The organism is Flavobacterium sp. GT3R68, from assembly GCF_007109225.1.
GTDB lineage: Bacteria > Bacteroidota > Bacteroidia > Flavobacteriales > Flavobacteriaceae > Flavobacterium.
Genome location: NZ_VJZK01000002.1, coordinates 212,937 through 234,991, shown reverse-complemented (window position 1 = coordinate 234,991; position 22,055 = coordinate 212,937). Strand labels below are relative to the sequence as shown.

Below are 22,055 nucleotides of genomic sequence, written 5' to 3'. Positions count from 1 at the left end.
TTTAAATATTCTGCGCGATTACCTTGTAGAAATTATTTGGGTCAAAAGGTTTGGTAATCACATCATTCATTCCGAAAGATAAAAGCATTTCCCTGTTTTCATCCAACGATATCGCTGTCAAAGCAATAATCGGCGTATGGTCATCAAACTTTCTGATTTCTTCAGTGGCAATTGTTCCGTTAATTCCCGGAAGATGGACGTCCATTAATATCAAATCATACTTGTGGTCTTTGACATTTTCAATCGCTTCTTCACCATTTTCGATTACTTCGCATATCATTTTCTTATGCTCGAGCATTTTTTTGGTAATCATCTGATTGATTTTATTGTCTTCTACCAGCAGTATTTTTTTATTGGCAAGCAAAGATTCATCATATTGTTTGGTAACTGCAACAGCCATTTCGGTTCCTAATTTAAAATTAAGATCGAATGAAAAAGTGGAGCCAAAATCTACTTTACTTTCTAATTTGATTTTGCCGCCCAAAATATCAATTAATTTTTTAACGATATTCAGGCCTAAACCAGTTCCGCCATATTTTCTGTTGATTTCAATGGAACCTTGGGAGAAACTATCGAAAACAGTTTCCAGTTTGTCTTCCGGGATTCCAATACCGGTATCCAATACTTCAAAATACACCGAAGCCGATTCTTTGTTCAGTGAATTAAGTTTGGCGATGACTTTTACCTCACCGTTTTTCGTGAATTTTAAGGCATTATTAATTAAGTTCATGAAAATCTGCGACAGTTTCGTTGGGTCCCCAATCAGATTATCAGGGATGTTATCATCTATTTCAATCAAATACTTGTTATTATTGTTGCTGGCCAATTCTTTTAAGGATTGCTGAATGTTCGCCAACAATAGTTTGAGGTTGAAATTGATGTTTTCTGCCTCGACTGTGCTGGACTCGATCCGGTTGATTTCCAATATTTCATTGATGAACGTCAGCAGATAATTTCCCGAAAACTGGAGGGAGTTCAAATAATCAAGCTGATTTTTTTTCGGTTTTTCTTCCAATAATAGATGAGTAATTCCATTAATGGCATTCAAAGGTGTTCGCAATTCGTGGCTTACGGTCGATAGGAATTCCGAACGAGATTTTGATGCTTTCTCGGCATTCTCTTTTGCTATCTGTAATTCTTTATTTTTTTCTTTAAGCAAAAGGTTGGATTGGTTCCGAATGATATTGTTTTTGTACAAAGACAAACTTAATAATGACAGGATAGAAATCAATGCAATCGCAAGAATACTGATCAGCTTGGCAAATTTGCTGGCTTTTTCCTGTTGCTTTTTCTCTTTATCCATTTGAGCAATGGTTTTCAACTGCTCATCGTCCTTGAATTTGGTATAATCCTGGTCCTCAATTTTTTCTTTATTAAGCGTAGCGATACTGTCTTTGAGTGCGATGTGTTTTTTGAGGTAAAAAAGAGAATTTGGGATTTCAGAATTTTTCTCATAGGCATGACTTAAAGCTTCATAAATTTTCGCTTTTAAATCAATGTCATGGTTTTTAGAATTTAGGTTCAGAGCCCGATTCAGGTAATTTAGCGCTAAATTATTTCTATTGTTTTTGGATTCAATGGTGCCGATCTGATATAAGGCTTCCGCTTTAATTTTATCGTCATTGTCTTTTTTAGAAATTATGGACGTAAAAATGGTCGCAGCCAATTGGTTTTTTCCTTTGGCCCTGTATAGAAGGCCTTTCTGCAGATTTAACAGTTCAATGGCTTTGGGGATTCGGATTTTTTCATAAATGGTTTCTGCTTTATCAAAAAACACTTCGGCTTTGGAATAATTGCCTTTTTCCATATAACACAAACCTAAACTGTAGAAGGAAAAAGCTTCTTCGGAGGATGGTACCAAGGTTTTGTATAATGTCAGGCTTTTTTTGAAAGTGATAATAGCATCATCGTACTTTTTTAATTCCAAGTAAATAGAACCTAACGACGAAAAGGTGTATGCTTTGTCGATTACGCTCTTGTGTGCATTAGCGTAATCAATTGATTTTTGAGTATTGGTAAGGGCGTTTTTGTAGTTGTTGGTTTTGGTGTTGAATTTCGCGAGGCCTAAATAATAACCCACGCTGTCAGATTCACGGGTAGCTGGGCGCTCTCGAGAATATATAAGGGAACTGAATAAAATAAAGAATAGTATAAATTGCTTCATTTAAACTCGTATTTTATATAATAAAAGCTAAATATAGCGAATTATTTGTTAAATGTTAAAATAATTAAATCAATTATTCTGGAAGAGTATCCAATTTCGTTGTCATACCATCCCACCACCTTTACCATTTTGTCAATTACGGACGTTAATTGGGCATCAAATACACAGGAATTCCTATTGCCTATGATGTCTACGGATACGATGGGATCCTCGGTATAGTCAAGAATCCCTTTCAGGTTAGACTCTGAAGCAGTTTTGAATGCTGCATTAATTTCTGCTATCGATACTTGTCTTTTTACGTTGAAAGTAATGTCGGTCAGGGAACCGTCAGGAACTGGAACGCGGATGCCACAACCGCCAATTTTATTGTCGAGTTTAGGAAAAATTTTGGTCAGTGCTTTTGCTGCTCCGGTTGTCGTTGGAACAATGGATTGTGAAGCGCCACGCGCCCGGCGTAAATCTTTATGGGGCTGATCGTGCAAACTCTGATCTGTTGTGTATGAATGTATTGTGGTAATGTAGGCTTGTTCGATTCCGCATAGTTCGTCAATGACCTTCATCATGGGAGCAGCGTTATTCGTTGTGCAGCTTGCATTAGATATAATCGTTTCGGTTCCGTCGAGAATATTTTCATTTACGCCCAATACGACCGTTTTTATTGCATCGGTTTCTGAGGGAGCAGTGAGAATTACTTTTTTGGCTCCAGCCAGAATATGCGCATTAATTTCGTCAAAGGTTTTGTATTTTCCCGTAGCTTCAATGACGATATCAATGTCCAATGATTTCCATTCTAAATGGCAGATTTTTTTTTGCTGCGAAAATAAGTAGGATTTTCCGTCGACGACAATTCCGTTGTCATCATGCGACACGATAAAAGGCAGAACGCCATGAATGCTGTCGTATTTAACCAAGTGTGCCATGGTTTTTTTATCAGCGATATCATTGATGGCAACTACTTCAATTTGGGGATGGTCTAAAAGTAAACGGAATAAATTTCGTCCAATTCGTCCAAAGCCGTTAATAGCAATTCTTGTTTTCACTTTTTCCAAAAAATATATTTTTAGAGGCTTACAAAATATGTTTTTGTGCTTTATAAGAGGAACGAACCAACGGCCCGCTTTCTACATGGCGGAAACCTAATTCCAATCCAATTTTCTCATATTTTGCAAACTGGTCCGGTGTTATAAACTCCTTTACAGGTAAATGTTTTTTACTGGGTTGTAAATATTGGCCAATAGTCACCACATCAACTTTTGCGTCACGCAAATCATAGAGTGTCTGAATTACTTCTTCTTCCTGTTCGCCTAATCCAAGCATAATCCCAGATTTTGTGCGGTTAATTCCTTGCTCTTTAAGGTATTTCAACACCGCTAAGCTTCGGTCGTATTTTGCCTGAATCCGTACTTCTCTCGTTAAGCGTCGCACAGTTTCCATATTGTGTGAAACCACTTCCGGATTTGCTTCTACAATGCGGTCCAAATTTCTCTCGATGCCCTGGAAATCAGGAATTAATGTTTCCAATGTTGTCGTAGGATTCATTCTTCGGATAGCCTTGATGGTTTCAATCCAGATAATCGAACCGCCATCTTTCAAATCATCCCTGTCGACACTCGTTACTACGGCATGTTTGATGTTCATGATTTTAATGGAACGGGCTACTTTTTCAGGTTCATCCCAATCCACCGTTTCAGGTCTTCCGGTTTTTACACCGCAAAAACCACAAGAACGCGTACAGATATTCCCTAAAATCATAAATGTTGCCGTTCCTTCGCCCCAGCATTCGCCCATATTCGGACAACTTCCTGAAGTACAGATCGTATTAAGGCTGTATTTGTCAACTAAACCCCGGAGTTCGGTATACTTTTGACCAATAGGCAATTTTACTTTTAACCATTTCGGTTTAGCTCCGCTGAGTTCGGCTCCGCCTCGGGTTCCCGTCGGTAAGGCATTATCTAAAACACTTTCCATAGTAACAATTTTGAAAGCACAAAGATAGGCAATGGAATTTAGTTGTGTATTCTTTATTCGTTAATTTGATGTTAGAGAGAAGAGAATGCTCTATAACATGATTTTGGATTCTTAAAGATTATTATATTTAGGATTTTGCATATTTTTCTTTTGTCGGATAATATATTTTTATATATTGTTCAGCGAAAATAAAAGTTTCGCAAGACCAAATCAGATGAGAATTAGCTGTTTCATATTTCTGCTGTTGCCCTTTTTATTATTGGGGCAGACCAAGCAACAAGCGAAGATTGATTCTCTTTTGGTTGAACTTCCCAGAAAACAAGATGACACTCTTAAGGTCAAATTCCTCCATGAAATCTCATTTGCATATTCCAATTTAAATCCTGATGAAGGTGTTAAATATTCGAATGTCGCATTGGCATTGTCAGAAAAATTGGATTATCCAAAGGGGATAGCTGCCTCAATCGCAATGCTGGCTGTCAATTATAATGTAAAAACAGAATACGGCAAGGCGATAGCACTCAATCAAAAAGCTTTGGCGCAATATCAGAAACTGAAAGATAAAAGGAGTGTAGCTTCCATTTATGCGAATGTTAGTGAGATTTATTTGGGACTAAGCAAATATCCCGAAGCATTAAGGAATTCTTTTGAAGCCTTAAAAATTTATGAAGAGTTTAAAAAAGATCCTAATACCGCTCAGGTTCTGGAGAATATTGGACATGTTTATTACGAACAGAAAAAGTATAATAAGACGAAAAAATATTATTCACAAGCGTTAGATATCTATAATGAATCCGGAAGTCAAAGGGATATTGCCCGCTGTATGGGGAATATGGCTCGTGTTTTTCAGTCGGGAAAAGAGTATCAGAAGGCTTTGGATTATCTTTTTTCAGCTTTAAAAACCAATCAGGATTTGGGAATGCCGAATTCGGTTCAGGGCAATATGGCCAATATCGGGATTGTCTATATTAAGCTTAAAGAATACGAAAAAGCAGTTCATTATCATTCTGAAGCGTTGCGAATTAGTGAAGAATTAGGTTTTAAAAATAATATTGCCATCAATAATGGTAATTTGGGAAATACGTATCTGCGGATGGAAATGGATCCTAAAAATGTTACAATAGGTAAAAATTCAAATAACATCCGTTCGGCAATTCATCATTTGGAAAATGCTGTAGCTATTTGCAAAGACATTGGCTTTTCAGCTCCACAAATCGAGTTTAGCGAAAACCTTACTGAGGCCTATACGCTCGCAGAGAACTATAAAATGGCATATTCTACGTTAAAAAGTAGTATTTTATTAAGGGATTCTATATTTTCGAAGCAGTCTCAAATTGAGTTGTCTAAATTGGAAACCAAACGGGATTTATCTTTAAAAAATAAAGATATTATCATTAAAAACAAAGAGTTAGAAATCAATCAGCTTGAAGATGAAAATGATCGGATGTTGTATATCTCCGGTATTTTGATTCTTTTCATTGTGATTTTTACCATAGTCCGCTATCTTATCAAGCAAATGAGATCGCATGATAATGCGATGGCGAAATTGATCAGGATACAATCTCATGAAATCAGAGGGCCAATCGCTTCGATTCTGGGACTGTCACAATTATTTAATTTCAATAAACCGGACGATCCTGCCAATAAGGAACTGATTGAAGGGATTAATATATTGGCAAACAATCTGGATGAAGTAGTAATACAAGTAATTAACGATACGAAAGAAAAAAAAATATGATTTTGGAATTTCCCCAAGTTTCAAAGTTAAAAACAAACCTACTATGTATAATAATGTTATGGTAATTGACGACTCATATTTTGATCGTCTGATTGCTACAAAAGTGCTGGAATTGGCGAAATTTGCCGAAAATGTAATTGCATTCGATTCTGTTGCCAACGGAGTTGAGTATCTGAATTCCAAATCGGCTTTACCTGAAGAACAGCCTGAAATCATTTTTCTGGATATTAGGATGCCCGAGACAGATGGCTTTGGTTTCTTAAACAAAATTGAAGATACGCCAGAACTTATAAATCCAGACTGCAAAATTTATATGCTGAGTTCTTCCGTAAATCCTGAAGATATAAGCAGAGCCAATAAATCCAAATATGTTTTCAATTTCATTTCAAAGCCTTTGACAATTGAAAAGCTTATTCGTTTAAAAGATTTTCAAAGCGCTCAGAAGCTTTAAACAAAAAAAGATAATCCAGGCAGATTGGAAATAAATTTTCCATGCCTAAATTATCCTGATTCATAAAGTGTGTCTTATTCCATTTTCACGGTAATGGGTAGGTTGTATGAGGTTCTCACCGGTTTTCCGCCAATCATACCGGGCTCCCATTTCGTTTTTAATGATTTTAAAACGCGAATTGCTTCTTTCCCGATACCGTAACCGGGATCTTTTTTGACTTGAATATCTGTCATGCTTCCGTCTCTTTCAATCACAAAAGATACTATAACCCCTATGGTGGCGATATCTGTTTCCGGTTTTTCAAAGTGATTTCCAACGTATGTGTAAAATTTATTAAGTCCACCAGGAAATTCCGGTAGTTTGTCCAACGCGAGAGTAGCAACCGGTCCATCGGGATTCGTTGGGGTTGACACGGTTACGGCAGGTCCTTTTCCTGTTGCTGTTGAAGGAGTATTGCTGCCATCGCCAGTGGGAGTAGTAGGAGAAGTCGGTTTGGTTTTTTCGCCATTATCGGCAATTTTATCTTCCTGACTCGCATCTATTAAAATAGGATCTTTCAGTTCTTTTTCAGTGGTTACCGTTTCTTTTTCCGGATCTTTTATTATCGGTAACGCTAATTGATCGGGTGCTTTTGGTTGGGTAGGAGTAATATTGGCTAATACAATTTTTACATCTTCCAATGATTCGCTAATAACACTGCTATTGCTCTTATTAAAATAATTAATAATCACCGGTATACTTACCACCGTCGTGATGAATAGCAGACCTAGGAAAAGTGCCGCTACTGTGGTTCTTGGACTTTGCTGGCGCAGTTGATAAGCGCCATATTCCTGATTTCTTCCTTCGAAAACGACGTCAATCCAACCGTTTTCATAAATACTAACTTTAGACATAATTTATGGTTTTTAATTGTTAAAGTAGCTTTTAAATCATATGCTTATATTTTTAGATATTCGATATTTTAACTTATAACGTAAATATTCTGCGTTTTAATATATAAAAATAAAAATATTTTAAGATTTTTTTAACAGTAAAAAATGGAATTATAAAAGTGTGAAGGGAGTTGTTTTGTAAGAAGCTGATAAGTAATATGTTGTGTAAACTTAGCGTTTGTTTTCGATAATTTCGGCCAGCAATTTTTTAGCGCGAAGCAATTTGATTTTGACGTTATTTAAAGGCTCATTCAATTGATTGGCTATTTCCTGATAACTCATTTCCTGGAAATAGCGCATTTGGATCACTTCCTGATAATGGGGTTTTAGCTCTTTTATAAACTGAAGTAAACGCGACAAATTCTGTTCGGTAATCAATTTGTCTTCTGCTGATGGCGTGGTATCGGCGATATTGTAGGCCTGATGGTCCTCTTCGTCAGTGATGTCCAAAAAAAGGGAAGATTTCTTTTTCCGCAATAAATCGATGTGAACGTTTTTGGCAATTGAAATCAGCCAGGTATTGAATTGAAATTCGGGGTTGTATGTTGCTATTTTGTCAAAAGCCTTCGAGAAAGTTTCGATAGTAATATCTTCTGCATCGGTTTCATTTTCAGTTCGTTTGAGCATGAATCCATAAACCTCATTCCAGTAAAAATCCAATAAAAAAGTAAAGGCAACCTGGTCACCGTTTTTTGCCTTTTCTATATTTTTTTTTATTTCCAATGCACTGGTTTTGAGAAAATATTAGTCATAAAGATGTTCAATTGTGTGAATATAAGTATAATTTCAATAATGGGAAACCAATACATTACATCTTTTTCTTTTAATTTTCCTGCCGATAAGCCCAACGCAATCCATGCGAATAGATAACGGAAACCAATTAAGCTTAGCACTAAAATCCATTCGAATTGAAAAGCAAGCAATAGTATTGGTAAAAGAATAAACAAGATCTGAGAAAGGAAAAACAGTCCCAATTGAGCTCTGTCAAAAGATTTATAGAACGTGGCCGTGGCAACATGTCTTCTCTTTTGGGTAAACCACTCCTTAAAAGTAGTTTTGGGCCTCGAATAAGTAAAGCTTTCGGGCGTGTAGCAATACGTGGTATTTATCCCGTCGGCTGCTTGATTGATGAATAAATCGTCATCTCCGGAGCGGATTTTCATATGGTCAATAAAACCGTTTACATTAAAGAATTCTTCTTTTTTGTAGGCCAGATTACGTCCCACGCCCATATAAGGGCGTCCCATTTTTGCCCATGAAAAGTATTGGACAGCGGTTAACATGGTTTCGAAACGAATGATTTTATTAAGGAATGATCCTGGAACTCTTTCATACGCTCCATATCCCAAAACAAAGGTTTTATGGAGTGTAAACTGGGAGCTCATCAACGCAATCCAATCCTTAGAAGTTGGATAGCAATCCGCATCGGTAAAGAGCAGGTATTCTTTCCTGGCGGCTTTTATTCCTAAAGTCAATGCGAATTTTTTGTTGCCCCAAAAAGCTTCATTATTAGCAACTTTTACCAGACGTACATTGGAATATTTCTTTTCAAACGCTTCAAAAACATCCAAAGTGGTATCGCTTGAAGCATCATCAATTAAGATGATTTCAAAATCAGGATAATTCTGTTCGGCCAATAGCGGAACTAACTTAGCCACATTTTCGGCTTCATTTTTTGCGCAGACAATTACCGAAATCGGGATTCTTTTAGGCGTGCTTTTTTGTGCTTTGGCGTAAGCGAACTTCCCGAAAACAAACGTGTAATAAAAAAGTTGAATAGCAACTATACCGATAAACGTGTAAAAAATAATGGTCAACATATAAGCGTATCTTCTTTTTGGAATAGGCAAAGGTAATTATCAATTATCAATTTTCCATTGCCAAATGTTAATTACTTTTTACATTTTGACATTTCTTTCGCAACAGCGGCCGAATTAGTTTCTCCCGTTTTCTCTAATTCGGAAATGATATTTTGATAGTTTTTATCGTCCCGGTTTTGTGATAATTTTTTAACCGCCTGAATCTCGCGGATTTCGATTTCAAAAGCGACAATACCGCGGGTTTGCCGCATCGTTTTTTCGGATAAATCTTCCACACGAACCGGTTTTTCAGAATGAGCTTCGTATTTGTCGACTAATTTTTTCAAGGATGCCAAAAGCGCTTCGCCTTCAATAACTTTGATGGTTCCATAGATGTGAACTGCAGAATAATTCCACGTGGGAACATTTTCATGGTCGTACCACGAAGAAGAAATATAACTGTGTGGTCCTGAAAAAATGGCTAAAACTTCATTGTTTGAAACAAAACTTTTCCATTGCGGGTTTTCTCTGGAGATATGTCCGTAAAGCACTTGTTTGCCTTCTTCATTCACATCCAGTTCCAATGGAATATGGGTCGCCGATAATTTGCCATCCAATTGATTGACCAAAATTCCAAAACTGTTTGTCTGGATAAAACTGTTGATTTCTTGGGGATTTTCGTTTTTGTGAATGTCTGGGATGTACATAAATTGAAATTATATAATGAAACTAAATCACGTTTACTTCAGCCTCGATATGGATTCCAAAAGTTTTAAAAATCGTTTCCTGAATATCTTTGGAAACATTCAAAATCTCCTGTCCGGTAGCATTTCCATAATTGACCAAAACCAAGGCCTGATTTTTGTGGATTCCGGCATCGCCAAAACGTTTTCCTTTGAAACCTGCCTGTTCGATAAGCCAACCGGCTGGGACTTTGACTTCCGTTTCCGAGATGTTATAGTATTTCATTTCCGGAAACTGGTGGTGGATTTTTTCAAATTCAGATTTTGATATGATCGGATTCTTAAAAAAACTACCGCTGTTTCCCAATTCTTTGGGATCCGGTAATTTACTCTGACGAATCGCAATTACGGCATTACTGATATCTTTTAAGGTTGGAGTGGAAATATCGTTTTTTGCCAATTCCGCAGTGATATCGCCATAAGATGTATTGATTTTGTGGTTGCGTTTGGTCAGTTTAAAAATCACCGACGTAATGACATATTGGTCTTTTGCCTCATGCTTGAAGATGCTTTCCCGATAACCGAAACTGCATTCTTCTTTGTGAAAGGTTTTCATTTCCAAAGCAGCGATATTTACGGCTTCACAGGAAACAAAGGTATCTTTCATTTCAGTTCCATACGCGCCAATATTCTGTATAGGCGTGGTGCCGACATTTCCAGGGATAAGCGACATGTTCTCCAAACCGCCAAAATTCTGACCAATAGTCCAAAGAACCAATTCATGCCAGTTTTCACCGGCCTGCGATTGCACCCAGACAAAATCGTCATCCTCTTTAAGAATATTTTTCCCTTTCAAATCAACATGGATTACCAAAGCATCAATATCTTGCGTCAACAGCATATTGCTTCCGCCGCCAAGGATAAATTTTTTTTCGGATTGGTTTTGTTGTAAAACGCTCTTTAATTCTTCCACAGAATGAACATCTACGAATCGTTTGGCTTTGGCTTCGATGCCAAATGTGTTGTGATTTTTAAGAGAAAAATTAGAAAGGATTTCCATTTGAAATTCATAAAAATGATGAAAAGCAAAAATACTTTAAACCATTTGTAATTTATAATTATAGTTCGAAAATTAATCCGTGGCCAGTCCGCGGTTCAAAAATTCCAATAAAGGTTTTACAACGATGAGCTTTTCGGCACTTTTCCTAACAAAATCAGGGTGAATCAATTCGGCATCGGTCAGTTTTTTTGAAACGGTAAAACTTTTCAGTTTCAGGAAATCAATTGCAGGATGGTCTTTTTCATATCCTTTCGGTGCATTTTTTAAAGAGTTGGATTCCGATCGGTCTAAATCGTCAAACTGTTTTTTAAAATTCGGTTCGTTTACTATTTCCAGCAAATCATCATGAAAGAATTCAATTTCCTTGCGTATTTTTTTTAAATCCGGCGCTTCCGGTGAATAAAAACCTCCGGCAATAAAACTCGCTCCTTTTTCAATATGGATATAGTATCCGGGAGCATTGAAGCCACTTGGATTGGTGTTCATCCAAATTCCCAGATGGGATTTATACGGTGATTTGTCTTTGGAGAACCGAATATCGCGGTTGATACGGAACGTGCAATTTTTGACTTCCAGCATTTCAAGCGAAGAATCGAGCGGTTTCATCATCTCCAGAAAATTCCCAATCAGTTGATGGTATTCCTTTTTGACAATATCATAGCGCTTATTATTTGCCAAAAACCACTCCCGATTATTGTTGGCTTTCAAATCTTTCAGAAATTGTAAAGTATCTTTTGTAAGCATTGGATTTTTACAGTTGTTTGGTTAAATCTTCCTCGGTGATAAAACCGGAATGTTTCCATTTTACTTCCTTATTTTGATAGATTAGTATGGTAGGTAGTTCATCTATTTTTAACTCAGAAAGCAAAGTCTTGTTTTCATCGGCATTCAATCGGATGATGGTTACTTTATCGGAAAGATTTTTTTGCATCTGCAAAATATAAGGCTCCATTTTTTTACAGGGGGCACACCAAGGCGCATAAAAATTGATGAGTACTTTTTTATCAGAATTCAATAATTCAGCATATTCCTGAGAGCACATTCCGATGATTTTATCGTTTGGTTTGGCAAATCCGGCTGCATTCCATTTAAGGATTCCACCTTGTAGTTCATAGATAGATTTAAAACCCAATTCGTGCAATTTGTCTGCCGCCTTTTTGCTTCGTCCGCCACTCATACAATAAACAAAAACGGGTTTTGATTTGTCATACTTGTCTGTCTTGGCAACAAAACTATCGCTGTTCCAGTTGATGTTGTCAGCGTTTTCAATGTGTCCTGAGGCATATTCATCTAAGGTGCGGACATCCAGGATTTGTGCTTTAGGAGTTGTTTTTATTTTTTCTGCAAAAGCAGTAGCGGGAATACTTTCGTAATTTTGGGATTGTCCGTTACAAGAAGAAATAAAGAAGGTGATAAAAAACAGGGTGAGGATTTGGGCTCTCATTTTATTATTTTTAAAAATTATGCTAATTTACAAATTTCAGCCACACTATAAGTTAAATATTCTATAACTCTGATGTGTCGATTTTACTATGACTTCGGTACGTTCCGGATGCGTATCGGAGATGAAAAGCTGACCAAAATTATCATTATTGACCATTTCAATAATTTTCTCCACACGGCTTTCGTCCAGTTTATCAAAAATATCATCAAACAATAAAATCGGTTTCTCTCCGGATAATTTTTTCACAAATTCAAATTGGGCCAGTTTCAAGGCAATCAAAAATGATTTCTGCTGCCCTTGGGAACCAAACTTTTTAATGGGATAATGATCGATTTCGAAGGAAAGATCGTCTTTATGGATTCCGACGCTGGTATATTGTAAAGCGCGGTCCTTATTAATGCTTTCCTGTAGAAGAGTAAGTAAATCTTTCTCAGATAACTGACTGTGATAGACCAATTGCACCGTTTCTTCGGAACCTGTAATAGCCTGGTGATGATGATTGAAAATCGGGATGAAATCCTCCAGGAATTGTTTTCTTTTCTCAAATATAGCCAGGCCTAAGCCATTGAGTTGCTCATTATATATAGATAAGGTGTCCACATCAAAAACATAGTTAACTGCAAAATACTTGAGCAGGGCATTCCGTTGGTTGAGGATTTTTTGATATTGTATAAGCTGCTGCAGATAAGTGGCATCCAACTGGGAAATAACGCTGTCGATAAACCGGCGTCTTGTTTCGCTTCCTTCAACAATCAAATCACGGTCGGCCGGGGAAATAATCACCAACGGAATAAACCCGATATGGTCCGAAAACTTGTCGTATTGCTTCCCGTTACGTTTTAAGATTTTTTTCTGGCCTTTTTTGAGACTGCAGACAATCTGTTCGTTCCGGCCGTTTTTTTCGAATTCGCCATCAATAACAAAAAACTCTTCGCCGTGGCGGATATTTTGAACCGCCAACGGATTAAAATAACTTTTACCGTACGACAAATGATAGATGGCATCCAATACATTGGTCTTCCCGATTCCGTTTTTGCCTACAAAACAATTGATCTTGCTGTCAAATTCGAAATTGGCCTCCGAAAAATTTTTATAATTGAATAAGGAAATATTTTTTAAATACATCTACAAGGCTTACTGAGAGTGAGAACTTTGAAATTATTAGATGTTTTTTTCAAAGCGTGTGCAAATTATGAAAAATTTCGATAAAAAGACCTTTTAGATTTTTTCTCTACTAATTATTTTGCCTTTGTAAAGAAAGACCCACTTTATTATTTTTTTTCAATATAAAACCATATTTTTTATGTCGGTTTGAATAAAAATTTTATTTTTGCGATTCACTAAATTAAAATAAATGGCAACGTATAGTAAAAGAGGTTATAAAACTCCAAAAGAAAAAGAAGAAAAATTAGACGCTAATTTTATTGAAGATGTAAATGTTGATGAAAAAGACAGTACAACTGCCGGTGTTTTTAATTCTTTGGATGAAACTGCTTCTAAAACGGAAGACTGGGTTGCCCGTAATCAAAAAATCATTTTTGGTATCGTTGGTGGGATTGCCTTAATTACTGTAGGATATTTGATGTATCAGAAATTCATTGCCGAGCCTAAAGAAGATGATGGTGCTACCAAAATGTTTTTGGCACAACAAAACTTCCAGAAAGCTACAGATGGTGTAAAAAGTGATTCTTTGTATACTTTAGCATTAAAAGGTTCTGAAGGAAAATTAGGTTTTATTGATATTGCTGATAAATATTCTGGTACTCATGCTGGAAATTTAGCCAATTACTATGCTGGAATGGCATACCTGAATACCGGTAAATACACTGAAGCTATTTCTTATTTGGAGAAATTTGATTCGAAAGACATGGTTTTGAGTGCATTGGCCAAAGGAGCTATTGGTGATGCCTATTCTCAGAAAAACCAACCAAAAGAAGCTTTGGAATATTATGTAAAAGCCTCTGAAACTAATAAAAATGAATTCACAACGCCTCGTTTCTTATTAAAGGCGGGTCAAACGGCTTTGGCTTCTGGAAATAAAGCAGACGCATTGAAATATTTCACTGAAATAAAAGAAAAGTACGAAGCGAGCCCGGAAGCAGCGACTATCGATGCAATGATTGGGTTAGCTCAATAAAAAAAGCCTATGGCAACTGCAAATAAAAATTTATCAGATTACGATAAGAATACAATCCCAGGCGCGAAAAATTTTCGGTTTGGGATTGTTGTTTCTGAATGGAATGACAAGATAACAAACGGATTGTATTCCGGAGCGGAAGCGGCCTTATTGGACTGTGGTGCCATTCCTGAAAATATTATCCGTTGGAGTGTGCCGGGAAGTTTTGAACTGATATACGGATCCAAAAAGATGATTGAAACGCAGAGCGTCGATGTTGTTATCGTGATTGGCTGCGTCATTAAAGGAGAAACCATGCATTTCGAATTCGTATGTGAAGGGGTTACCCAAGGGATAAAAGACCTGAATGTACAAACCGATATCCCTGTAATCTATTGTGTTCTTACAGATAATACCGAAAAACAATCGATTGACAGAAGTGGAGGAGTCCACGGCAATAAAGGAACCGAAGCAGCAATTGCAGCGATTAAAATGGCTTATTTGAGAGAACAGGCATCGTTAAATTATAAGTTTCAGAACCAACAGTTATTAACCGAAGGACTGCTTCAGATTGAAGGATTGCCACTGAAATTGAAGGAATAAAAATAAAATTTATATTTCATGAAGCCTGTGCATAATTTGTATAGGCTTTTTTGTTTTTTTATGATAAACTTAATAATAAAACCAAACAGAAATTACCTAAATTTGTAATCTTCGGAATTAAACCGAAATAGTGTCAACCCTTGTTACTCCTGATGAAAATCGGGAGAAGGGTATAAAACCAAAACCCAAAACTGAATATTTTTTAATGTCGAGTATCATTCAATTGCTTCCTGATCACGTTGCGAACCAAATTGCCGCTGGAGAAGTCGTTCAACGGCCTGCTTCTGTGGTTAAAGAATTATTGGAAAATGCCGTTGATGCCAAAGCAACCGACATCAAATTAATCATAAAAGATGCCGGAAAATCATTGGTGCAGGTCATCGATAACGGATCAGGTATGAGTGTCACCGATGCGCGTTTGTGTTTCGAACGCCACGCAACTTCTAAAATCCGTCAGGCAGAAGATTTATTTTCATTACATACCAAAGGATTCCGAGGAGAGGCTTTGGCTTCCATTGCCGCAATTGCGCATATGGAGATGAAAACCAAACAGGAACAGGAAGAACTTGGAACACACATCATCATTGAAGGCAGTAAATTTGTTTCTCAGGATGTTGCGGTTTTACCCAAAGGAACCTCCTTTGCAGTCAAAAATCTTTTCTTTAATATACCGGCGCGACGCAATTTTTTGAAATCGGAAACTGTGGAACACCGTCATATTGTAGACGAATTCCAACGAGTGGCATTAGCTCATCCCAACATTCATTTTACTTATTATCATAATGGAGGTGAATTGTTTAATTTGCCCCAATCCAATTTCAGGCAGCGTATCGTCAATATTTTTTCCGGTAAAACTAACGAGAAATTAGTACCTGTTCATGAAGATACAGAGATTGTCAGCATTCAGGGATTTGTCAGCAAACCCGAATTTGCCAAGAAGAACCGTGGCGAACAGTTTTTCTTTGTCAACGATCGTTTTATCAAAAGCGGTTATTTGCATCATGCGGTAATGGCAGCTTACGAAGGTTTGTTGAAAGACGGTGCACAGCCGAGCTATTTCCTGTATTTGAGTGTCCCGCCCCATACTATAGATATTAACATTCATCCGACAAAAACCGAAATCAAATTCGACGATGAACATGCTTTATATGCTATTTTGCGTTCGGCGATAAAACACAGTCTGGGCCAGTTTAATGTGGCGCCCGTTTTGGATTTTGACCGGGATTCGAATTTAGATACGCCTTATAATTATCAAAATAAAGAAGCATCCACGCCCACGATTCAGGTTGATGGAAATTTCAATCCGTTTTCGGATGACAAACCCAACAAACATTTTTCGACACATCGGAAAACAGACAATGCTTCCAGTTGGGAAAGTTTATATGTGGGACTTAAACACGACACTGACTCGAGTTTAGAAGGCGAACTGGCGCAGCATACGATTACGGATATCGCTGACATAGAATTTGAAAGCGAAGAAGTAACAGGTTCTTTGTTTGATGAAAACGAAATCGAGCATTCGGGAAACCGTACGTACCAAATACACAAAAAATATATAGTTAACCCTATTAAATCGGGTATTGTCATTGTCGACCAACAGCGGGCGCATCAACGGATTTTGTACGAACAATTTCTGACCAATATGACGGTACATCAGGCATCTAGCCAGCAATTGTTATTTCCGATTAATTTGTTTTTCTCTTCTACAGAAATGGAACTGATAAGCGAATTACAACTTTCGTTGGTCAATACCGGTTTTGTTTTCGAGGATGCTAACGATGATCATGTGGTCATTTCGGGCTTGCCGGTCAATGTCTCTGAAGGGGAAGCTTCAATTGTATTAGAACAATTGTTAAGCGACCTGCAGGATGGGATTCCGGAGAGCAGCTTTAGCCAAAACGACAGCATAGCCAAATCAATGGCGAAAAGTCTTGCCGTTAAGACAGGTTCCTATCTGACAGAAAAAGAACAGGAAAATTTGGTCAATGGCCTGTTTGCCTGTAAAGAACCTAATGTTTCCCCTTTCCAAAAACCTACTTTCATCACGATGCGTGTGGAAGATTTAGATAAAAAATTCGCTATATGAGAAATGTAACCGAAACGGTTAAGCAATTAATCATTATTAATATTATTTTCTACATAGGAACCCAATTTCTTGGGGATGTTGCCTATAAATTTTTGTCATTGTATTATCCTGAAAATCCGGATTTCAAATTTTGGCAGCCCGTGTCGCATATGTTTATGCATGGAAATTTGATGCATATCTTCTTTAATATGTTTGCCTTATTTTCATTTGGATCAGCATTGGAACATTATTGGGGTGCAAAGAAATTTCTATTTTTCTACATATCTTGTGGATTGGGAGCTGCTTTAATTCATATTTTATCGAATTATTATTTTTTCCATGATGGGCTAAACACTTTGGTTGCTAATGGTATTCCGAAAGAGGAAATCATGAAGATTTTGAGTGAAGGAAAATTTGATACTAAATGGCAGCAAATTCTTCCAAAATCTGATTTTGAAAGTTTTATCAGTTCTTTTGTAACTCCTGCGGTTGGCGCTTCAGGAGCTATTTATGGGATTTTGGTAGCATTTGCATTTATGTTTCCGGACGCTGAACTGGCATTAATGTTTATTCCAATTCCAATAAAAGCAAAATACTTTGTTCCTGTAATTGTAGCTTTAGATTTATTTTCGGGCGTGACAGGATTTTCAGTCTTTGGAGGCGGAATTGCCCATTTTGCACACGTCGGAGGCGCTTTTGTAGGTTTTATGATGATGTGGTATTGGAAAAAGGGGCAAAATCATGCCAACCGTTGGGACTAGTAGGTTAAATTAGAACTTTGCATCTATTATGAGTATACTTGATGATTTAAAATTGCAGATTAAAAGTGGCGATGTGGTGACCAAATTGATTTTTTGGAACATTGCTTTTTTTGCCATTCCTTATATCGTTTTTGGGATTTTGCAGTTGTTCCATATAAATATTGACTTCCTGCGTTATGTCAGTCTATCTTCTGATCCGCCAGATTTGCTTTGGAAACCATGGTCGCTTATTAGCTATTCGTTTTTTCACTCTGGAATTTTTCATATTCTCTTCAATCTGATCATGTTGAATTTCGTGGGACGTTTATTCCTTATTTTTTTCACCCAAAAACAACTCCTTAGCCTGTACTTTGTGGGTTCTATTTTCGCAGGAATCATTTATTTAATCAGCTATAGGTTTATTCCTGCTTTGGAAGGGATTACTGTTTCTGTAGTTGGGGCCTCGGCGTCCGTAATGGCAATTCTTTTCGCTACTGTCGCTTATGCTCCTTTGATGAACATTAGATTAATGTTTTTTGGAAATGTAAAACTTTGGCATATCTCGTTGATTTTAATCATAGTGGATTTAGTGCAACTTCCAATGGAAAATACCGGAGGCCATTTGGCTCATTTAGGTGGCGCTTTTTTTGGTTATATTTATGTTCAACAATTGAAACAAGGCAGGGATATTTGTAGCTTGTTTTCCTGGATTTTGGATGGATTGGTTAATGTCTTTGGCAAAAATAAAAGTGTACCGTTTAAAAAAGTCCATCGCAATTATAATCAACCACCGGCAAAAGCGATATCCAAAATTGTAACGAAAGACAAAAAACAGCAACAAATTGACGAGATTTTAGATAAAATAAGTCAGTCGGGCTACGAAAGCCTGAGTAAGGAAGAAAAAGAATTTTTGTTCAAATCCGGAAATTAATAAGCGAATCCAATATGATGAGAAACCTGTCATGGTTTAATAAGGTAATGTTTTTCTTTAATATAGTATTGACTGTATTGACGTTCATTGCATATGTTTTGCCATTTTTAGCACCAAAATTATTTCCGCTGTTATCAGTCTTGACATTGATTTTACCGCTATTTTTAATTTTGAACGGACTATTTTTCATTTATTGGGGCATACAATTTAAAAAGCAGATTGTTCTCTCCGGGTTGGTACTGTTGATGGGAATTACCTTTATCAATAAATTTTATAAATTTTCGTCACCCGATTTGCCTAAAGAAGAAAATGACTTTGTCGTCATGAGTTATAACGTCCGGCTTTTCAATCTTTTTAAATGGCTGAATGATGACTATGTTCCGCAGGAAATTGTGAAGTTCATCAATGAGCAGAATCCGGATATTTTGTGTATTCAGGAGTATTCCGGCTCCGCCGATATTGATTTAAAAATATACCCGTATAAATATGTTTTTATGCAGGGAGACCAAATCAAAACAGGTCAGGCCATATTCTCTAAGTATCCTATTTTGGACGAAGGAAACCTTATTTTTCCGAACTCCAATAACAATGCGATTTTTGTCGATATCAAAAGAGGTAAGGACATTATCCGCGTTTATAACATCCATTTACAGTCGATAAAAATTTCCCCCGATGTCAATGAAATTTCCGAAAACATTGACGGCATCAATCAGGAAAAATCGCAGATGGTGATTAAAAGAATCGGTAAGGCATTCAAGAAGCAACAGCAACAGGCGGAGATTATCATGAACCACAAAAAGGAATGCGAATATCCGATTATAATTTGTGGCGACATGAACAACAGTGCTTTTTCGTATGTGTATAGAAGTATCAAAGGGAAATTAAACGACAGCTTTGAAGAGGCCGGAAGTGGTTTTGGACCAACCTACAGCTTCAAATATTATCCGGCCCGTATTGACTATATTTTTTCGGATCCTACCATGAAAGTCAAAAGTTTTGAAAGTTTCCCGGAATTCATCAACTCGGATCACTATCCTGTCATCGCCCGACTGGCAATGGAGTAATACTAAAGTTGTTGCTTTTTCAAGTAATCCAAAGCAAATCTTCCTTCATTAAACAATAGGTCCAAAACACTCAGATTGTTCAAAAAACCATGTTTTTCTTCAAAAACCTGAGTATAGGGTTCGAAGATTAACGTGTCTTTTTTTCCATTTGCTAAAGCCCGAAAGTCGTGATATTCAGGAGCATCATGAAAATACTCCGCTGTTTTTTTATATTGCAATTTCATTGCTAAACACTTCGCAACGATTTCCATCGTTTCAAAATTCAGGTCCATTAAGAACGTATGTTTCTTAGTAAAAATAGGCTGTAGTGCATCTTCAAAGTATTCGAAGAAAGGGGATGCTCTGTAGGCCGCTTCCAAGGATTTGAAATGTTGCTTTTGCCAGTCGAACGCATTTTCCAATTTGGTTTCTTTCGCTTTTTGATACCTGCTGGCGGTATGTTTTACGGGAATATTCAGCATTTGAATCCCATTCGGACTGTGAATATAAGTACGGTTTCTGTTGGTTTGTTTCTGGAAATTGTCTTCCAATTCAAAGGTAATGGTGTCCGCTTGGACCATGGCAGCGAAATGACTGATAGAAGGGAAATAGGTAGGGTGCAGTAAAATGTTCATTTAAGTAAAAAGGATTAAATGTAAAAAGTCATAAGTCGTTTTAGACATTATGACTTTTATCGTATTCAAAAATAAATGGTTAAATTACATCAACTGTTTTTTTTCTTTTCTCTTGTTCATCAGGAAACTAATCCCAAAATAAGCGGCCAATGCAATCAGGAAAAATTTAAAGTAGGAGTAAGGCTGTCCTTCACCACTAACGGTAGTGAAAACTCTGTCCCACCGCACCTTATTGATGCCTTTTCCATTAGGGTCCAAACTCATCCAGATGAAAGTTGGTTTCCCAACAATATGATCCTCTGGCGTATATCCGAAATAACGCGCGTCTAGTGAATTGTGTCGGTTATCTCCCATCATCCAATAATAATTTTGCTTGAAAGTATAAGTATTCGCTTTTTTTCCATTAACATAAATATCGTCACCTATTACTTTTAAATCGTTGCCTTCATATTCTGTGATAATGATCTTGTAAAATGGTAAGGATTTTAAATCCAAAGTAACGGTTTTACCGACCTGTGGAATATATATCGGGCCGAAATTGTCTCCGCTCCAGTTATTGGTAACAGAAGGTCTGGTGTCTTTAAAATCAGGAAAAACGCCGTCTTCAGGACCTTTGTTAATGATTCTGGTTACGGAAGTAACACCAGGTACATTTTTCATGCGCGCCGCATTTTCGAAAGTTAATGCCTGAATGTATAGCGTGTCTCTGTTATTGCCTATCAATCCGGCACCATCAGTAACATTCATATCTTTCAGCAGATTTTCAAAGTCAATACCGGTTTTACCATCAAGTCCAATTTTGTACGAATACTGTGGTTTAGCGCGTTCGGGTAGTATTAATTCTTTTCCATTGATGAAAACAATACCGTCTTTTATAGCAAGTGAATCACCTGGAATTCCGACACATCTTTTTACATAATTGGTTTTCTTATCTCTGGGTTTATCAATTCTCACATTTGATGGATGGTACATATTATCTAAAGTATCCCGCGGCCAGTTGAATACGACGATATCATTATTTTTGATTTTTTCAAAACCCGGAAGCCTGAAATAAGGCAATTGTGGCCATTTGGTATACGATAATTTCCCGGTCAAAGGCAAAGAGTCATGAACCATGGGAGCAGCAATTGTTGTCATCGGAACACGGGCTCCATAATTTACTTTACTGACAAAAAGGAAATCACCAATCAGTAATGTTTTTTCCAATGACGCAGATGGAATGGTATAGGGCTGAATAAAATATGTATGCACTAAAGTGGCTACGACAATGGCGAAAAGCAATGAGCTGATTGTATCAGCCGTTTTATTTGTTGGTGTTAAACTTCGTTCCGGGATGTAATTTAATTTTTGGGTGTAATTCACGTAATACACATAAAACCCTAAGGTAACGATCGCTAAAACAGTATCTAAAGTCGAGTTTTTTCCAAAGCTTCTCAAGGTTTCAACCCAAACTACCGGAAACATGATCAGGTTGATTACCGGTATGAATAGTAAAATGGTCCACCAGGCCGGGCGGTTGATGATTTTCATCAAAACGATAGCATTATATATTGGAATGGCCGCTTCCCATCTTTTTCTCCCTGCCGCTTCATATAATTTCCAGGTTCCCAAAAAATGAACAATCTGAAGAATCAGGAAAAATACAAACCATTGATATAGTGTCATAATTTTTATTTAAGGTTA

General features: G+C 37.0%; 21 protein-coding genes. 8 read left to right on the top strand and 13 right to left on the bottom strand.

Features of this window, described 5'->3' with window-relative positions; all coding sequences use genetic code 11:
* Position 1: 1 nt before the first annotated feature.
* The 3 genes from FNW07_RS05395 to lipA are packed head-to-tail and all read right to left on the bottom strand — an operon-like array spanning position 2 to position 4,132.
* Positions 2-2,164, bottom strand: coding sequence for a response regulator (locus FNW07_RS05395; protein ID WP_126743555.1), 2,163 nt, complete (start codon positions 2,162-2,164; stop codon positions 2-4).
* Positions 2,165-2,205: 41 nt separating this feature from the next.
* On the bottom strand, positions 2,206-3,204 hold the full coding sequence (gap, locus tag FNW07_RS05390; protein WP_126743638.1) for a type I glyceraldehyde-3-phosphate dehydrogenase: 999 nt from the start codon (positions 3,202-3,204) through the stop codon (positions 2,206-2,208).
* Positions 3,205-3,232: 28 nt separating this feature from the next.
* The gene (gene lipA / locus FNW07_RS05385) at positions 3,233-4,132 is read right to left on the bottom strand and encodes a lipoyl synthase (RefSeq protein WP_126743556.1); all 900 of its coding nucleotides are present in this window, start codon (positions 4,130-4,132) and stop codon (positions 3,233-3,235) included.
* 214 nt (positions 4,133-4,346) lie between these two features.
* Here lipA and FNW07_RS05380 point away from each other — a divergent pair, with 214 nt between their 5' ends.
* Complete coding sequence (locus tag FNW07_RS05380) at positions 4,347-5,870, top strand: tetratricopeptide repeat protein (RefSeq protein WP_126743557.1); 1,524 nt, start codon at positions 4,347-4,349, stop codon at positions 5,868-5,870.
* A 43-nt stretch (positions 5,871-5,913) separates the two neighbouring features.
* The gene (locus FNW07_RS05375; RefSeq protein WP_126743558.1) at positions 5,914-6,321 is read left to right on the top strand and encodes a response regulator; all 408 of its coding nucleotides are present in this window, start codon (positions 5,914-5,916) and stop codon (positions 6,319-6,321) included.
* Positions 6,322-6,395: 74 nt separating this feature from the next.
* On the opposite strand, the gene FNW07_RS05370 is transcribed toward FNW07_RS05375, so the two are convergent.
* The 8 genes from FNW07_RS05370 to FNW07_RS05335 all read right to left on the bottom strand — a co-directional run bounded on the left by FNW07_RS05370 (position 6,396) and on the right by FNW07_RS05335 (position 13,364).
* Positions 6,396-7,214 carry an energy transducer TonB gene (locus FNW07_RS05370; protein ID WP_126743559.1) on the bottom strand — a complete coding sequence of 273 codons (819 nt, stop codon included), beginning with the start codon at positions 7,212-7,214 and terminating at the stop codon, positions 6,396-6,398.
* 210 nt (positions 7,215-7,424) lie between these two features.
* Positions 7,425-7,976, bottom strand: coding sequence for an RNA polymerase sigma factor (locus FNW07_RS05365; protein WP_126743560.1), 552 nt, complete (start codon positions 7,974-7,976; stop codon positions 7,425-7,427).
* The gene (locus FNW07_RS05360) at positions 7,967-9,073 is read right to left on the bottom strand and encodes a glycosyltransferase (protein WP_126743561.1); all 1,107 of its coding nucleotides are present in this window, start codon (positions 9,071-9,073) and stop codon (positions 7,967-7,969) included. The genes FNW07_RS05365 and FNW07_RS05360 overlap by 10 nt, the downstream gene beginning before the upstream one ends.
* A 71-nt stretch (positions 9,074-9,144) precedes the next feature.
* Positions 9,145-9,759 (bottom strand): FMN-binding negative transcriptional regulator, encoded by a 615-nt coding sequence (locus tag FNW07_RS05355; protein ID WP_126743562.1) that lies wholly within the window; start codon positions 9,757-9,759, stop codon positions 9,145-9,147.
* A 22-nt stretch (positions 9,760-9,781) separates the two neighbouring features.
* Positions 9,782-10,795, bottom strand: a complete 1,014-nt coding sequence (gene murB / locus FNW07_RS05350; RefSeq protein WP_126743563.1) for a UDP-N-acetylmuramate dehydrogenase — start codon at positions 10,793-10,795, stop codon at positions 9,782-9,784.
* A 72-nt stretch (positions 10,796-10,867) separates the two neighbouring features.
* Positions 10,868-11,539, bottom strand: a complete 672-nt coding sequence (locus FNW07_RS05345; RefSeq protein WP_126743564.1) for a DUF2461 domain-containing protein — start codon at positions 11,537-11,539, stop codon at positions 10,868-10,870.
* A gap of 7 nt (positions 11,540-11,546) precedes the next feature.
* Positions 11,547-12,239 (bottom strand): thioredoxin domain-containing protein, encoded by a 693-nt coding sequence (locus FNW07_RS05340; protein ID WP_126743565.1) that lies wholly within the window; start codon positions 12,237-12,239, stop codon positions 11,547-11,549.
* Positions 12,240-12,284: 45 nt separating this feature from the next.
* Complete coding sequence (locus tag FNW07_RS05335; protein ID WP_126743566.1) at positions 12,285-13,364, bottom strand: DNA replication/repair protein RecF; 1,080 nt, start codon at positions 13,362-13,364, stop codon at positions 12,285-12,287.
* 229 nt (positions 13,365-13,593) lie between these two features.
* Here FNW07_RS05335 and FNW07_RS05330 point away from each other — a divergent pair, with 229 nt between their 5' ends.
* From FNW07_RS05330 to FNW07_RS05305, 6 genes are all read left to right on the top strand, one after another.
* Positions 13,594-14,376 (top strand): tetratricopeptide repeat protein, encoded by a 783-nt coding sequence (locus tag FNW07_RS05330; protein ID WP_126743567.1) that lies wholly within the window; start codon positions 13,594-13,596, stop codon positions 14,374-14,376.
* Between the two features lie 9 nt (positions 14,377-14,385).
* Positions 14,386-14,958 (top strand): 6,7-dimethyl-8-ribityllumazine synthase, encoded by a 573-nt coding sequence (gene ribH / locus FNW07_RS05325; protein ID WP_126743568.1) that lies wholly within the window; start codon positions 14,386-14,388, stop codon positions 14,956-14,958.
* Between the two features lie 205 nt (positions 14,959-15,163).
* Positions 15,164-17,044 (top strand): DNA mismatch repair endonuclease MutL, encoded by a 1,881-nt coding sequence (mutL, locus tag FNW07_RS05320; RefSeq protein WP_126743569.1) that lies wholly within the window; start codon positions 15,164-15,166, stop codon positions 17,042-17,044.
* Positions 17,041-17,784, top strand: coding sequence for a rhomboid family intramembrane serine protease (locus tag FNW07_RS05315; protein ID WP_126743570.1), 744 nt, complete (start codon positions 17,041-17,043; stop codon positions 17,782-17,784). The genes mutL and FNW07_RS05315 overlap by 4 nt, the downstream gene beginning before the upstream one ends.
* 28 nt (positions 17,785-17,812) lie before the next feature.
* Positions 17,813-18,694 carry a rhomboid family intramembrane serine protease gene (locus FNW07_RS05310; RefSeq protein ID WP_126743571.1) on the top strand — a complete coding sequence of 294 codons (882 nt, stop codon included), beginning with the start codon at positions 17,813-17,815 and terminating at the stop codon, positions 18,692-18,694.
* Between the two features lie 17 nt (positions 18,695-18,711).
* Positions 18,712-19,758, top strand: coding sequence for an endonuclease/exonuclease/phosphatase family protein (locus FNW07_RS05305; RefSeq protein ID WP_126743639.1), 1,047 nt, complete (start codon positions 18,712-18,714; stop codon positions 19,756-19,758).
* A gap of 2 nt (positions 19,759-19,760) precedes the next feature.
* On the opposite strand, the gene FNW07_RS05300 is transcribed toward FNW07_RS05305, so the two are convergent.
* A complete protein-coding gene (locus FNW07_RS05300) occupies positions 19,761-20,372 on the bottom strand; it encodes a WbqC family protein (protein ID WP_126743572.1) in 612 nt (203 codons plus the stop codon).
* A gap of 84 nt (positions 20,373-20,456) precedes the next feature.
* On the bottom strand, positions 20,457-22,037 hold the full coding sequence (gene lepB, locus FNW07_RS05295; RefSeq protein WP_126743573.1) for a signal peptidase I: 1,581 nt from the start codon (positions 22,035-22,037) through the stop codon (positions 20,457-20,459).
* Positions 22,038-22,055: the final 18 nt, after the last annotated feature.